Raw genomic sequence first — 13,705 nt, 5'->3', positions numbered from 1 at the left:
TTTTCATTGGGTTTTAGATAACAACAACTACACACAACAACAACTACAACACAACTAAAACCCATTGTATAATCAAAAAGGAAAAATTTATGATTCCACAAGTTTCACAAGAAATTATCGATTTAGGAGATGGAAGAAGCATCTCAATCGAGACTGGTAAATTAGCAAAACAAGCCGATGGTTCAGTTGTTGTACGTTTAGGAAACTGTATGCTTTTAGCTACTGCAGTTTCTGCAAGAACATCTAACCCAGGTGTTGACTTTTTACCATTAACGGTAGATTACCGCGAAAAATTTGCTGCTGCTGGACGTTTCCCAGGAGGATTTTTCAAAAGAGAAGCAAGACCAAGCGACAGTGAAGTATTGACAATGAGATTAGTAGACCGTGTATTGCGTCCGCTTTTCCCAGACGATTACCACGCTGAAACTCAGGTTATGATTCAATTAATGTCTCATGATGACAACGTTATGCCAGACGCATTAGCCGGTTTAGCTGCATCTGCTGCATTAGCTGTTTCAGACATTCCATTTTACAACCTAATTTCTGAAGTACGCGTTGCTCGTATTGACGGAAAACTAGTAATCAACCCAAGCAGAGAAGAATTAGAAAAATCAGACATCGACATGATGATTGGAGCTTCTATGGATTCTGTTGCAATGGTTGAAGGTGAGATGAAAGAAATCTCAGAAGCTGAAATGGTTGAAGCAATTAAATTTGCTCACGAAGCTATTAAAGTTCAAATTGTTGCTCAACAAAAATTAAGAGCAAAATTAAGTTCTCAAGAATACAGAACTTACGAAGGCGAAGTTGAAGACGAAGCTGTTTACGCTAAAGTAAAAGCTGCTGCTTACGATAAATGCTATGCAATTGCTCAAGAAGCTTCTGGAAAAGCAGAAAGAGGTGAAAAATTTGCTGCTGTAAAAGAAGAAGCAAAAGCTTTATTTACAGAAGAAGAATATGCTGAAAATGCAGATCTTGCAGGTTTAGTTGGAAAATATTTCTACAAAACAAACAAAGAAGCGGTACGTAACGTTATCCTTGAAAAAGGAATTCGTTTAGATGGTAGAAAAACTACAGAAATCAGACCAATCTGGTGTGAAACTGACTACTTGCCATCTGTTCACGGATCTTCTTTATTTACACGCGGAGAAACGCAAGCTTTGGCTACAGTAACTTTAGGAACTTCTAGAGAAGCGAACCAAATCGACTCGCCTAGCGAGCAAGGTGAAGAGAAATTCTACTTACACTATAACTTCCCTCCTTTCTCTACTGGTGAGGCAAAACCATTAAGAGGAACTTCAAGAAGAGAAGTTGGTCACGGTAACTTAGCTCAAAGAGCTTTAAAAAATATGATTCCTGCTGATTGCCCTTATACAATTCGTGTTGTTTCTGAGGTTTTAGAATCTAACGGTTCTTCTTCTATGGCAACAGTTTGTGCTGGAACAATGGCCCTTATGGATGCTGGAGTTCAAATGACAAAACCAGTTTCTGGTATTGCTATGGGATTGATTACTGACGGTGAGAAATTTGCTGTATTGTCTGACATCTTAGGAGATGAAGATCACTTAGGAGATATGGACTTTAAAGTAACTGGAACTGCTGACGGAATCACAGCTTGCCAAATGGATATCAAAATCGAGGGATTGCGTTATGACATTATGGAACAAGCTTTAGCTCAAGCACGCGACGGACGTTTGCACATTTTAGGAAAATTAACTGAAACTATTGCAACCCCGAGAGCAGACGTTAAAGCTCACGCACCTAAAATCATTACTAGAACTATTCCTGGAAACTTTATTGGAGCGTTGATCGGACCTGGCGGAAAAGTAATTCAAGAATTACAAAAAGCTACAGGAACTACTATCGTTATCAACGAAGTAGACGAGCAAGGTGTAGTTGAAATCTTAGGAACTGATCCAGAAGGAATCAAAACTGTATTAGCTAAAATTGACGCTTTAACTTTCAAACCACAAGTTGGAGAAGCTTATGAAGTAAAAGTGATTAAAATGCTTGATTTTGGAGCTGTAGTTGAATATACTGCTGCACCAGGAAACGAGGTATTACTTCACGTGTCTGAATTAGCTTGGGAGCGTACAGAAAATGTTGCTGACGTAGTTAAAATGGGAGATGTTTTCCAAGTTAAATACTTAGGAATTGACCCTAAAACTAAAAAAGAAAAAGTGTCTAAAAAAGCACTTGTTCCAAGACCTCCACGTGAGGAGAAAAAAGAGTAATCAGATCTTAGTTTACTAAAGGTTTATTCATAGGAAACCCCAATTCATTCAATTGAATTGGGGTTTTTCGTTTTTTGTTTAATCCAAATACATTTTGTTTAATGTTTAAAGAAAAATACAGAACAAAATTGTGCTATTTTCTTCAAAAAAGCCATATAAAGCTCTAAAAAACAGGATTTCATGATATTTATTGGCAAAAAAAAAATATCTTTAACTTATCAAAAATAATAGTATTAACCTTAAAAAACCATACTTATGGCTTCTACCGTTTTACAGAACACCAGAATTAATACAAGTGATTTTATTTTTACTCATCCAGAGACAGTTACTTATCCTGTACCACCTTTAGTATCTGCAGCATTCTACACCCCTGAAGGCGGAGCACTTACATTAAAAATTCGAGCGACTTTATACATTAACTCTGAAGACCCCAACAATCCAACTGTTGAAGAGCCAACACAAGATGGAAATACACTAACACTCTTTTTTGATTATGATTTTTCCGAGGAAACACCTGAGAGTTGTGATGTTTGGTATGTAGAAGTAGATTATACTTCTGACACTGTAGGAGATATAACTGAAATTATTTCTTATCTAAAAGATATTGATCCTGAAACCTCAAGAGGAACAAAAACAACGGTAGGCGACTAAATCACAAAATATAGAACTTAAAAAAACATCATTTCCTTAAGAATAGAAATGATGTTTTTTATTACATCAATTTAAATATGAGAAAATTTTATCTTCTTATTTTACTATTCCTTTCCATGTATTCCGCAAGCCTCTTTTCGCAAAGTAAAATTGCAAACAACATACTAAACATTGAAAGTAAAAAAAGAGCTGAAATATTTAAAGAAGAAACAAATTTCCGAAAAGCTCAACATTATTTTGAAGTAAATAATTGGGATTCTACGCTGGTTTATTCAATGAGACATCTTAGCATTAGCAGCAATAAAGAACTAAATGATTATTGCCACTATTTTAGAGGATTTACATTTCATAAAAAAAAGCTTTTTAAAGAAGCCAAATTAGAATTAAACTTAATATCTAAAAAATTCATTTTTTACCCTTTAGCCAATAAAACATTAGGTGAAATTTCAATGCAATTAAAAGAATTTAAAAAAGCCATTGAGTATTTCAGCCAAATAGAAAATCCTTCTATAACAAATAAACAAGGGTTTAAAGCTAGCACTATATACCAAAATATTGGCACATGTTATTTACATCTTAATCAATTTGAGAAGGCCGAAGAATATTTATTTAAAAGCAAAAATCTAAAAGAAAAAGAGAATGACAACGGATCTTTACTCAATTTGTATATAAATATTGCAAATCTATATTATGTTCAATACAAAGACGAACAAGCTTTCCCTTATTTCGAAAAATCATATCTATTATCTAAAAAAGTAAATGATTTTAATAAAAAATGGGATGCGTCATTAAATATGGCTGTTGTAGAAGAAAATAGAGGCAATTACAAAAAAGCCTTAGAATACAGAAAAGAAGCCGAACAGTGGAACGATTCTCTAAATAATCAAAACAAAGTTTGGGCAGTTGCAGATTATGAGAAAAAATTTGCTGTAGCCCAAAAACAAAAACAAATAAAAGTACTTGAAGTAGAAAACCAACTAAAGAACACACAACGAAACAGCTTATTTTTTTCAGCAATTGGCTTACTAATTCTTTTAACAGGTGGAGTTTACATGTATACCCAAAAAGCAAAAAGTGCAAAAACAATATTAATTCAACGAAATAAGCTTGACCAGCTAAATGCGAATAAAGATCAGCTTTTTTCAATTGTAAGCCACGATTTGCGCTCTTCGGTAAACGCCTTAAAAACAAGCAATTCAAAATTATCAGATTCATTACAGACCAAAAATTACGAAGAACTAAACCAATTAATTACGCAAAATAGCAGCATTGCAAATGACACTTACAGTTTACTAGACAATTTGCTTCATTGGGCAATGTTACAAACCAAACAATTGTATTTTCATAAAGAATCAGTTCATTTATATTCAATAGTACAACAGATTGAATACAACTATAAATCTTTATTACAGGAAAAAGAAATTCGATTTGAAAATGTTGTTCCAAAAAATATATTTTTGTTTGTAGATCTTGATTCGCTTAAAATTATATTCAGGAATCTGCTTGATAACGCAATTAAGTTTTCAAAACATAATGACGAAATCCGTTTTTACACCGCTGAAATCAATTCTGAATTTTGCCAAATTATTATTGAGGATTCTGGCATTGGAATGTCTCAAAATACAATTTCAGAACTACTTCAGGATAGCGAAACATTAGTAAAGAAAAATAATTCTGAAATTATTGGAACCGGATTAGGCTTACAATTATGTAAGCAAATGACGGCAAAAAACGGCGGAACACTTTCAATTCAAAGCGAAATAAATAAGGGAACTAAAATAATATTGACATTCTCAAAAATAACAAAAAATGGATAATATTAATGTTTTAATTATCGAAGATACTCCGGAACAAAGTGATGCTTTAATAAAAGTATTGCTTGAAAACAATTATACTGTTGTAGGAGTCGCCCGAAATTTCACAGATGCGCTTAAACTATTTTACGAAAACACAATTGACATTATTATTATCGACGTTTTTCTGGACGGAAAACCAGATGGAATTACTTTTGCCGAATCAATCAATATTATTCCGAATGCTTCAAAACCATTCGTGTTTTTAACCAGTTCAAAAGATCGTCAAATTTTTGAACGAGCCAAATTGACTAAACCTTTCAGTTTTTTAATGAAACCTTTCAATGAACTTGAAATTTTGTATGCAATAGAAATGGCAGTCGAAAAATTCTATGAGCAAACAAATGTTTTTTTAGGTGAAGAACAAGATACCGTTATAAGCGACGATCATTTATTTATAAAAAAGAAAAATGCATTAAAAAAAGTTTCCATAAATGACATTCTTTATATTGAAGTCGAAGAACGTTACTGCAATATTATTACTGAAAAAGAAAAATTCGTAATTCTAATTTCGCTTACCAAAATAAGCGATTTACTGGATAAAAATAAATTCATCAAAACACATCGTAACACAATTGTAAACGCAGACAAAATTGAAGAAATCATTTTAGCCGACAACCTAATTATTTTAAAAGGGAATCACAAAATAAACCTAAGCGACACTTATAAAGACTTCATAAAGAAAATGAACATTTTATCGTAATAAATGTTCAGCGCAAGATCTCAAAATCCTCTTTTAAAAAAGAGGATTTTTTATTTTGTACACATCAATTTCAAACTGCAAGCCAATTTTCAGGCTTTCATGACAAGAAAAATAGCTTTCATGACATTTTCGGGGCAAACTTGGCAAATCGAAATTATTTTTACATCACAAATAAACCAAAATAGTTTTAAATGAAAATTGCGCTAACCAACCAACCAGAAATGAAGCCTCTATTATTATTAAAACAATTAGCAAAAAATCCATGGTTTGGAGCTGTAGCATCACTCGCTATAATAATCCCGAGCTTATATATTATTCTGGATGACGTTACCGTGCTAAGGAAAGAATACATTCTGTTGCTTATATCATTTCCAATCTATTTAAAGTCACTAAAAAAAATATTTGACGAGATTCTGGATGCTCCGGAAGACAATCTCTAATAAAGATAATTTTGCCCCTTTTTTATAAAAACACTTCGGTTTACTAGTAAACTGAGGTGTTTTTTACATTAAAATATGAATATTTTATTACATTTTAACAGTTTTAAGTGTCATTTATAACTTTTTTTTAATACTTTTGAAATCAACCGAAACAAAATCAAAAATCCACCGATCCTTTGAAAAATTCCCAAAAAAAGATAATATTCCTTTGCTTATTTGGAATATTATTAAACATTCCTTCGATACATAGCCAAAGCGTCAAAGAAATCGAAATCTTTAATTGGTTTGATAAAAATGCAGGTGTTGAATCATTAGATATTAAAAATGGACCTGCTCATTTAAACTTTGATAAAACCGTTGACAATCAGCATCGTTATTACGGTACAGATGAATTCAAAAAAGGAAACATCAAATACAACGGCCAAAACTACTTTGATTTATCTTTAAAATACGACATCAACAGTGATGAACTTGTTTTGCGTCCATATGATGGTCAGAACACTACAAAAATCAATATCATCAAAGCAAACACCTCTAATTTTAAGATTGGCAATGAAAATTTTGTAAATCTAAAAGAATTAAACAATACTTCTTTTAAAGGAGGTTACTACGAAGAAGTAGCAATCGGCAATAACCAAATATTTTATATCAAATACTACAAAGAGAAAAAGAAAAATGTCAAGGAAGAATTTAATTTGATTGAATACAATTCCAGATATGAATTCATTTTGTGGAAAGAAAACAAATTTAATTTAATCAATGACAAAAAAGCGATTATAGCATTATTCCCTGATAGCAAAAGAAAAATAAATGATTTCTACCTCATGAACAGAAACCTACGAAAGGAAAACACAGCATTATTCATGAAAAATTTAATGAAATTTATAAATAATTAAAATCTGGAAAAACATTACAAATGAGAATATTTACTATCCTTTTATTATTTTTCGGTTTTAATCAGGTACTGCATTCACAAGGCGAAAAAAACACAATAAACTTAACTTTCAGCAATATAAACAGAGTTGCGGTTTTAGAAAAAATCGAAGCTTCGACTTCGTATAAATTCTATTTTCAAGACAGTTGGTTTGATAAAAATGTATTAATCTCCGGCGATTATCAAAATAAAACAATTGAAGAAGTTTTGTCAAAAGTTTTAGAAGATACTGAGCTTAATTTTTATATCAATAAAAACAAAATCATATTGACAAAAAACAGCATCATTTATGACAAGCTGCAGAATAATAAAAAAGATGCCAATGCTCCTATCTTTTTCCAGCAATATGATTCGGTTAAAAAAGACAAATCGGGCACAACTGCACCTATTGCATTAATTGGTAAAGAAGCAGCTGATTCTGATGTTGATCTTTATACTTTGTCCGGCCACATTACCGATTTAAAAGATGGAAAACCCCTTGCAGACATTAATGTTAAAGTAAAAAATACTGCAATCATTTCGACTACCAATGCCGAAGGATTCTACAGCTTCAAACTTCCAACAGGACTAAGCACTATCGAGGTTGAATCTTTATTTTACAATAGCACTTCTCGAAAAATAATGATTTACAGCAACGGAACTTTAGACTTTTCTGTTATTGAAAAAATCAATCAACTGGACGAGGTTTTAGTAAAAGGAAAAGACACTCAAAACATTAGAACTGCTATTACAGGAGTTACAACAATTGAGGCCGAAGGCGTAAAAAATATTCCTTTAGTTCTTGGAGAAAGAGACATTTTAAAAGTAGCATTGACCATTCCTGGGATCAAAACAGCAGGTGAAGGATCTTCGGGATTTAATGTTAGAGGTGGAAAAGAGGACCAAAATTTAGTATTGTTGGATAATGCTACAATTTATAACCCTACTCACCTATTTGGTTTCTTTTCTTCAATTAATCCATATACAATCAACAGAGTGGATATTTACAAAGGTGGTATTCCATCTGAATTTGGAGGACGCTTATCTTCTGTTTTTGATATTATTTCTAAGAATGGTAACAATGAAAAAATTTCTGGAGAAGGAGGAATTGGTCCTGTAACAAGTAATCTTACATTGTCTGTTCCTGTTGTAAAAGACAAAGCTAGTTTACTAGTTGGTGGAAGAGCGACTTATTCAGACTGGATTTTAAAAACTTTGGATGATGATCGATTAAAAAACAGTCAAGCATCTTTTTATGATTTGTTTGCCAAATACAATCACAAAATCAACAAAAACAACTCAGTCGAAGGGACAGGCTATTACAGCAAGGATTCCTATACTTTGACTCCCGACTCATTGTTTAAATACAGTAATCGCTTAATTTCATTGAAATGGAAACACGCATTTAATGAAAAAAACAACAGCGAATTTAATGTGACAAATAGTGAATACAAATACAGCATTAATTACCAATCAGTTAATCCTGAATCTTTTCTTTTAAAATACAAAATAAACGAAAGTCAGGCTGTTTTTAAATTTACAAGCGAATTAAACAGCAAACACAAACTTACTTATGGCGTTGCAAGCAAACTTTACAAAGTAAATCCAGGGGAAATGACTCCAAATGGAGAAAACTCGTTAGTAACACCAATAATGATAGAAAATGAAAAGGGATTGGAATCAGCCGCTTTTCTTTCTGACAAATTCCAGATTTCCGAAAAATTATTATTAGATATTGGAGCCCGATACTCCTATTATATGGCTCTTGGTCCATCGACACAAAATATTTACGAAGAGGGAGTGCCTAAAACTCCATCAACAGTTATTGAGCAAAAGACATACGGTAATAACGAAGTCATCAGCAAAAACGGTGGTTTTGAGCCAAGAATTGGTTTGCGTTATATTTTTAACGAAAGTCTTTTTGTAAAAGCAGGTTTTGATAAAAACTATCAGTACATTCATTTACTTACAAACAATACGACTCAATCTCCTACCGATACTTGGAAATTATCTGATTTAAATGTGAAGCCTGAAAGTGGCCTGCAGTATTCTTTGGGAATCTTCAAAAAATTAGAATACAACGACCTTGAGTTGAGCCTTGAAGGATATTATAAAACTTCAAAAAACATTTTAGATTACAAAGTAGGATCACAAATCCTGCTTAATCAAAACTTAGAAACAGAATTGCTTCAAGGTGACGGAAAAGCCTATGGAATTGAATTTTTGCTTAGAAAATCCATCGGAAGACTTAACGGTTGGATTGGCTATACTTATTCTAGATCTCTCATCAAATTAAACAGTCAATTTAACGATGAAAAAGTAAATAATGGAGAGTATTTTCCAAGTAATTTTGACAAACCCCACGATTTCAGCATTGTTATGAACTATAAGTTTACACATCGTTACAGTTTTTCATCTAATTTTGTATATCAAACCGGACGACCTGTTACTTATCCTGTTGGAAAATATTATTATAATGGCGCCGAATACACGTTATACACGGATAGAAACAAATTCAGAATACCAGATTACTACCGTTTAGATATTGGATTAAATATTGAAGGAAATCATAAAATTAAAAAATTAGCACATAGTTTCTGGAACATATCAATTTACAATGTATTGGGAAGAAACAATCCGTATTCAGTGTTTTTTGTAACCAAAGATGGACAGATAAAAGCTTATCAAACCTCAATTTTTGCAGTTCCAGTACCAACTATTACTTATAATTTTAAATTTTAACCGTTATGAAAAAAATCTTTTTAATTAGATTTCTAATAACAACATTATTCGCTGCGACATTTGGCTGCACAACGCCTTATGATTACCAAGCAAGTAGCGGATATGAAGATGTCATTGTCATTGAATCAACGATCACGAATCAAAATAAAACGCAACAAGTAAAACTTACAAGAGCTTACAAGCTCGATGACAAAGCCCCTATTTTTGAAAAAGGAGCAACAGTATATGTTACTGACAATACTGGAAACAAATACGATTTTAAGGAAAATACTGAGAACTATACCTCAGTTGCTCCATTTCAAGTTGTTGCAGGTAAACAGTATCAATTGCACGTGCGTACCAAAGACGGCAGAAACTACGCTTCCAGCAACGAAACATTACCACAACAAACCGAAATTGAAAGCATAGAAGCTACTAAAAAAACAAAAGACAACCAGCTAGGTGTTGAAATTACCGTAAATACTTTTGACCCTACAAACAACTCGCATTATTATAGATATGAATATGAGGAAACATATAGAATTGTGGCTCCAAAATATTATCCTAAAAAAGCGATTCCTGTTTATTTTCCAGCTGGCTCTTATCCTCCTGGACAAGTTGTTTTAGAAGACCGAACAGAAGATGTGAGAGTTTGTTACTCGAACCAAAATTCAAATGAGCTTCTTTTGACCAGTACTAATGATTTATCAGAAGATAGAGTAAGTAATTTCCCTGTACGATTTCTTGCAAGTACTGATTATATTATTGCAAGCAGATATAGCATCTTAGTAAAACAGTATGTACAAAGTCTTGCAGCTCATACTTTCTTTCAAACGCTTAAAGAAATATCAAACTCTGGAAGTATTTTATCACAGACACAGCCAGGATTTTTCTATGGAAATATGAAATCCGTTGAAAATCCGAACGAGAAAGTTATTGGTTATTTTGATGTATCTTCTTATTCTGAAAAAAGACTGTTTTTTAGCTTTACAGATTTATTGAGTGGAGAACCAATTCCTAAATATCCTTACACCTGTCCTTCACCGATTCCTGATGACCAAGTGAAGCAGTATATCTTTAATTATTGTTTTAATAAAAACCCTGATTTTGAATGTCAAGGAGAATTAATTATGAATTTGCTTTCAAGCGGCTTTAAAGTTTATTTCCCTACCGAATCACCTAATAGTTACATTTTATACCCAGTAGAATGCGGAGATTGCACTTCATTTTCGTCAAACGTAAAACCACCATTTTGGATAGATTAAGATACATATTATTGATAACAGTAGCTTTTAGCTGCCAGCAAATTGTATTTGCTCAAAAAAACAACTCTGTAAGTGAACTGAATGAAGTTGACAAAAAAATCAATGAGTCAATTTACGTCAGCACAAATGCAAATTCGTTTTTAACTGGTGAAACTTTGTATTACAAAATATTCTGCATTGACAAATCAGCAAAAACAGCTTCTGTTTTCAGCAAAATAGCTTACGTACAACTAGTAGACAATACCAAGAAAACTGTCTTCACTCACAAACTGTTTCTTGACAAAGCTACCGGTAATGGTGATTTTTTTATCCCAACAACATTAGAAACTGGAAGCTATAAATTAATTGGATATACAAACTGGATGCTCAATAAAAGTGCTCAAGAATATTTTTCTGCCGATATTTATATCTTAAATCCATATAAAGAAAATCCAAGCACTAATACGGTTTCTTATAATGCTGTTTCTTCCGAAGCTATACAAAACAGCAATATTTCATTTGACATAAAAAATAAATCATACAACACCCGAGATTTAATTGACTTAAATATCAAATCTAATTCGGAAGAATTTACAAAAGGCAATTATACTCTATCTGTTAGGAAGTCTGATGGATATTTGGTTCAAAACAAAGCAACTTTTAGTAATACAGAAGGCCAATCTGGTGAAATTACAGGCAGTAATTTTTTACTTCCAGAACTACGTGGCGAAATCATAACAGGAAAAATAACTTCTGAAAATGCGGATATTAAAAATAAAAAAGTAGCGCTTTCAGTAGTTGGAAAAGATTCTGATCTGAAAATTGCAAAAACAGATGATCAAGGCAAATTCTATTTTATTCTAGAAAAAGAAAACCCAAATTCAAATATTATTGTTCAAGTCCTCGAAACCGGAAAAGAAAATTATGCAATTGAAATCGACAAACAAAAAGATGTAGATTTTTCTAATTTAACTTTTCCTACAGTTCAATTCAATTCAGATTTCAAACAAAACATCACAGACCGATTAATTTCAACCCAAGTTGAAAATGCGTATTATGACGTAAAAAAAGATAGCTTATTGCCTCCCGCTCCTTCAATCCCGTTTTTTGGGTTAGCATCTGAAGAATTCAAACTAGACGATTTTACAAGATTTCCAAATATTGAAGAAACGATAACAGAAATCTTAAAAGGAGTATATTACCGAAAATACGATAATGAATACACGATTCATGTTTATGATTATAACGAAAACTACGAATCAGCATTGCCTGCTATGATTCTTGTTGACGGATTAATTCTTGAAAATTTGAATGAGTTTTTCGCCTTTACTCCTAAAAGCATTTCAAAAGTAAATGTAGTAAGAGGGATTTATTATTATGGATCAAAATCATATAATGGTATTGTTTCGTTCACAACAAAAAATGGCGATTACGACACTAAACTTAAAGGCAAATTTATTGTTAGACCAGAAATTTTGAGACCTCAGGTTAAGAAAAATTATTTTAGTCCCGATTATGCAGACAACAAGAACGCAAGAATCCCGGATTACAGACATCAACTTTTATGGCAACCAAATATTGATTTAAGCAAAACAACAAACAGTAAATTTTATGCTTCTGATGTTGCAGGCAAATATGAGGTAACACTTGAAGGATTTTCAGCCTCAGGCAAACCTGTTTTTATTAAAGATTTCATAGAAATAAAAGAAAAAACCAGCAATTAATTCTTATTTAAAGAAAAAAGAAAAACCAAAAACACACAACTGATTATCAGTTAAATACAAACATATTAGAGATTCAAAACCATAAAAACAATCAACAAAAACAATACTTAATTATAAATTTTAAAATATTTTTAAATTAGTTGTAACTTTTTTGATACTTCATACGTATAACAACTTGTACACTTAAAAATTGAGGAGACAAAAACATGAGACAACTTAAAATCACCAAGCAGGTAACCAATCGTGAAACTGCATCGTTAGATAAATATCTACAAGAAATCGGAAAAGTTGACCTAATTACCGCAGATGAAGAGGTAGAATTAGCACAGAGAATTAAAGCGGGTGATCAAAGAGCATTAGAAAAATTAACAAAAGCCAACCTACGTTTCGTTGTATCGGTTGCTAAACAATATCAAAATCAAGGATTAACTCTTCCTGACTTAATTAACGAAGGAAACTTAGGACTTATCAAAGCTGCACAACGTTTTGATGAAACTCGTGGATTCAAATTTATCTCGTATGCCGTTTGGTGGATTCGTCAATCGATTCTTCAGGCATTGGCAGAACAATCTCGTATCGTTCGTTTACCTTTAAACAAAATTGGTTCTATCAATAAAATCAACAAAATGTATGCTTTATTAGAGCAATCTAATGAGCGCCCGCCTTCTGCTGAGGAAATTGCAAAAGAACTTGACATGACTGTAAATGATGTAAAAGAGTCTATGAAAAACTCTGGACGTCACTTATCAATGGATGCACCTCTTGTTGAAGGTGAAGATTCTAACCTTTACGACGTATTGCGTTCTGGTGAATCTCCAAACCCAGACAGAGAATTAATTCACGAATCTCTTCGTACTGAAATCGAGCGTTCATTAGAAACATTAACCCCAAGAGAGGCTGATGTTGTTCGTTTGTATTTTGGCCTTGGCGATCAACACCCAATGACTCTTGAAGAAATTGGAGAAACTTTCGACTTAACTCGTGAGCGTGTTCGTCAGATTAAAGAAAAAGCAATCCGTAGATTGAAACACACTTCTAGAAGTAAAATCCTTAAAACATACTTAGGATAAAACAATATTTGTTTCAGGTTTAAGGTTTCAAGTTGCTTTGCGTAGCTTGAAACATGAAACACGAAACCTTTGTAACGCAAACAACAGTTTGATTGACTGTTCGTTTTTTGATTGATGATTGAAACTCCGGCTGATTACCGGAGTTTTTTATT

The 13,705-nt window shown here is 32.5% G+C and carries 10 protein-coding genes; all 10 read left to right on the top strand.

Features of this window, described 5'->3' with window-relative positions:
* Window positions 1-89 precede the first annotated feature (89 nt).
* Window positions 90-2,234 (top strand): polyribonucleotide nucleotidyltransferase, encoded by a 2,145-nt coding sequence (locus H600_RS0109055; RefSeq protein ID WP_026728485.1) that lies wholly within the window; start codon window positions 90-92, stop codon window positions 2,232-2,234.
* A 255-nt stretch (window positions 2,235-2,489) separates the two neighbouring features.
* Window positions 2,490-2,885 carry a hypothetical protein gene (locus H600_RS0109050; protein ID WP_026728484.1) on the top strand — a complete coding sequence of 132 codons (396 nt, stop codon included), beginning with the start codon at window positions 2,490-2,492 and terminating at the stop codon, window positions 2,883-2,885.
* A 77-nt stretch (window positions 2,886-2,962) separates the two neighbouring features.
* The gene (locus tag H600_RS0109045) at window positions 2,963-4,702 is read left to right on the top strand and encodes a tetratricopeptide repeat-containing sensor histidine kinase (protein ID WP_026728483.1); all 1,740 of its coding nucleotides are present in this window, start codon (window positions 2,963-2,965) and stop codon (window positions 4,700-4,702) included.
* A complete protein-coding gene (locus H600_RS0109040) occupies window positions 4,695-5,441 on the top strand; it encodes a LytR/AlgR family response regulator transcription factor (protein WP_026728482.1) in 747 nt (248 codons plus the stop codon). The genes H600_RS0109045 and H600_RS0109040 overlap by 8 nt, the downstream gene beginning before the upstream one ends.
* A 191-nt stretch (window positions 5,442-5,632) precedes the next feature.
* Entirely contained in the window at window positions 5,633-5,881 is a 249-nt protein-coding gene (locus H600_RS0109030) for a hypothetical protein (protein WP_026728480.1), read from the top strand.
* 176 nt (window positions 5,882-6,057) lie between these two features.
* Window positions 6,058-6,777 carry a hypothetical protein gene (locus tag H600_RS0109025; RefSeq protein ID WP_026728479.1) on the top strand — a complete coding sequence of 240 codons (720 nt, stop codon included), beginning with the start codon at window positions 6,058-6,060 and terminating at the stop codon, window positions 6,775-6,777.
* 20 nt (window positions 6,778-6,797) lie between these two features.
* Entirely contained in the window at window positions 6,798-9,536 is a 2,739-nt protein-coding gene (locus tag H600_RS0109020) for a TonB-dependent receptor (protein ID WP_026728478.1), read from the top strand.
* A 5-nt stretch (window positions 9,537-9,541) separates the two neighbouring features.
* Window positions 9,542-10,780: a DUF4249 domain-containing protein gene (locus H600_RS0109015; protein ID WP_026728477.1), complete on the top strand. Its 1,239-nt coding sequence runs from the start codon at window positions 9,542-9,544 to the stop codon at window positions 10,778-10,780.
* Window positions 10,768-12,483: a hypothetical protein gene (locus H600_RS0109010; protein ID WP_026728476.1), complete on the top strand. Its 1,716-nt coding sequence runs from the start codon at window positions 10,768-10,770 to the stop codon at window positions 12,481-12,483. The genes H600_RS0109015 and H600_RS0109010 overlap by 13 nt, the downstream gene beginning before the upstream one ends.
* A 206-nt stretch (window positions 12,484-12,689) precedes the next feature.
* Window positions 12,690-13,553 (top strand): sigma-70 family RNA polymerase sigma factor, encoded by an 864-nt coding sequence (locus H600_RS0109005; RefSeq protein WP_007804760.1) that lies wholly within the window; start codon window positions 12,690-12,692, stop codon window positions 13,551-13,553.
* The last annotated feature ends 152 nt before the right edge of the window (window positions 13,554-13,705 follow it).

The sequence above is a fragment of the Flavobacterium denitrificans DSM 15936 genome (assembly GCF_000425445.1).
Taxonomy (GTDB): Bacteria; Bacteroidota; Bacteroidia; order Flavobacteriales; family Flavobacteriaceae; genus Flavobacterium; species Flavobacterium denitrificans.
This window is presented reverse-complemented; position numbering and strand designations above follow the sequence as displayed.

Excerpts from the sequence above, each read along its gene's own strand:
- H600_RS0109005 (WP_007804760.1), top strand. The coding sequence starts at position 12,690 with ATGAGACAACTTAAAATCACCAAGCAGGTAACCAATCGTGAAACTGCA.
- H600_RS0109020 (WP_026728478.1), top strand. The coding sequence starts at position 6,798 with ATGAGAATATTTACTATCCTTTTATTATTTTTCGGTTTTAATCAGGTA.
- H600_RS0109040 (WP_026728482.1), top strand. The coding sequence starts at position 4,695 with ATGGATAATATTAATGTTTTAATTATCGAAGATACTCCGGAACAAAGT.
- H600_RS0109050 (WP_026728484.1), top strand. The coding sequence starts at position 2,490 with ATGGCTTCTACCGTTTTACAGAACACCAGAATTAATACAAGTGATTTT.
- H600_RS0109045 (WP_026728483.1), top strand. The coding sequence starts at position 2,963 with ATGAGAAAATTTTATCTTCTTATTTTACTATTCCTTTCCATGTATTCC.
- H600_RS0109030 (WP_026728480.1), top strand. The coding sequence starts at position 5,633 with ATGAAAATTGCGCTAACCAACCAACCAGAAATGAAGCCTCTATTATTA.
- H600_RS0109055 (WP_026728485.1), top strand. The coding sequence starts at position 90 with ATGATTCCACAAGTTTCACAAGAAATTATCGATTTAGGAGATGGAAGA.
- H600_RS0109015 (WP_026728477.1), top strand. The coding sequence starts at position 9,542 with ATGAAAAAAATCTTTTTAATTAGATTTCTAATAACAACATTATTCGCT.